Below are 2000 nucleotides of genomic sequence, written 5' to 3'. Positions count from 1 at the left end.
TATCTACCAAAGTGCAGGACTTCACATCAGCAATCATTTTTGTTTTATGTATAAATTCTTCTGGAATATTTGATATTACAACCTCTAAATAATTTTCCCCATACTTTGTTATTAAATTTTTTGGGGTATCAATATCTAATATTTCACCCTTATCATAAATTGCTACACGATGACATAACATCTCAGCTTCTTCCATATGATGAGTTGTATATATGACAGTGATTCCTAGTTCTTCTACGAGATGGCGAATACAATTAAAAATATGGTTTCTTGATTGTGGATCAATTCCCACTGTTGGTTCGTCTAAGAAAATAACTTTTGGCTTATTTAACAAACCGATCACTAAATTAATTCTTCTTTTCATACCACCTGAAAATGTATCAATTCTCTTATGTGCCCAATCCTCAAGCTGTGCGAATTGCAAAGCTTCTTTTATGCGTCTTTTTTTCCTATTTCCCTTTAATCCATATAAATCGGCATAAAAAGATAAGTTATCATATGCAGTTAAAGTCGGGTATAGCGCTAAATCTTGAGGTACTACACTTACATTTTTTTTAATCTTATTCCGTTCAGTATACAAATCGTAGTTACATACTGTGCCATACCCTTCATCTGGCAGAGTAAGAGTAGATAGAATCGATATAAGTGTTGTCTTCCCAGCTCCATTTGGTCCTAGTAATCCTATAATTTCACCTTTACGGATATCAATGCTTAAATTCTTAATAACTGTATAATCTCCATATGATTTCTTAATGTTTCGAATGGAAATCATAGTATTTATATCAGTCATAATGTTTCCCCCTTCTTCTTGCTGTTACAATTTATTAGAAGTGACTCTTCTTTATCTCCATTAAAGCTTCAAGGTATTTATATCCATACTTTTCATCAGGTTCTAGATATGTGCCTTCTGCCCACTCATTCCAAGCATTAATAAATAAAAAGTCAGTGTCCTTACTATGTTGTAAAAGATACTTCTTAAACTTATCGGGACTAGCCCCCTCCATAATTAAAGCGCTTTCTTTTTTCCTTGGAGAGTTATCCCAATCTACAAAAGCCCCTTTATATATGTTTTCACGTTCTTTAATTTGACGGTTTAATATTCTTTTCCACACAAAATCATAACTTAAGTGAAAATCTTTTTTTTCTTGGTGTAGTGAATTTGTATTACCTATTAGTTTTTTTAAAGTGTACATAGGTTCAAACTCTATAGCAGCATCAAAAGGAAAATCTGATTTATCTTCAAAAATTGTTAACATTTCTACAAAGTGTATCCCTAGCAACCCTTCATATTGAGCCCATTTATTCCATAGACCCAACATTTTATTTAAGTTTGGTATAGGAGCTGGTCGGTAAATTACAAATATCGGTTTATCATTAATATTTAAATAGTTCTTGTTTTTAAAGAATGGTAAAAGATAATTAAAATGTTCTTTCCAATCAGACTCATCTCCATATTCTTGTTGCATTAATACTTCTTGGTCTTTCCCATCCCAAGATCTTGTCCAAGATTCATTTGCCCAACATAAGCAATATGGGAAATCAATTTCTTTACATTGATTTCTTAGTTCTAGTGGTTTTTCTAGTAATTTTTTCCCTTTGAACCAATAGTGATAATAGCAAAAACCATCTAAACCATACTGTTTTGCTAAGTTTATCTGCCACTTATGAACATCTAAATTTAACAAGTTGTAATAATAATCCCGTAATGGAGCCCTAGGCTGATAGTGTCCCAGAAAACGTGGTTTTGCTTTTTTTACATTGGTCCATTCTGTAAAACCCTTCCCCCACCATAAATCGTTTTCAGGTATTTCATGAAATTGTGGTAAGTAAAAAGCAATAGTCTTCATTAGTAAGGACTTCCCCCTTCCCCATATGCAGTTACGTACTTATTAATAAAAAACAATTACACAATATAAAACTCGATCTTTTAACATGTAACTATTTAATCTGATGTTAAATCTTGTCACAAAATAAGGCAAAAAGACCCTAATTATTGTAAT

2 protein-coding genes are annotated in these 2000 nt (G+C 31.9%); both read right to left on the bottom strand.

Going from position 1 to position 2000, the window contains the following annotated elements; translation table 11 throughout:
• The coding region (locus ACQGS6_RS27320) for an ABC transporter ATP-binding protein (protein ID WP_426965938.1) at positions 1–790 on the bottom strand (790 nt) is incomplete at its 3' end.
• 34 nt (positions 791–824) lie between these two features.
• Positions 825–1847, bottom strand: coding sequence for a glycosyltransferase WbsX family protein (locus ACQGS6_RS27315; protein WP_098329364.1), 1023 nt, complete (start codon positions 1845–1847; stop codon positions 825–827).
• Positions 1848–2000 lie beyond the last annotated feature (153 nt).

Origin of the sequence: Bacillus sp. GMs2/2 (assembly GCF_050172095.1) — a bacterium.
Taxonomy (GTDB): domain Bacteria; phylum Bacillota; class Bacilli; order Bacillales; family Bacillaceae_G; genus Bacillus_A; species Bacillus_A cereus.
The sequence above is the reverse complement of the archived record's forward strand: the minus strand, read 5'-3'. Positions and strand labels throughout refer to the sequence as shown.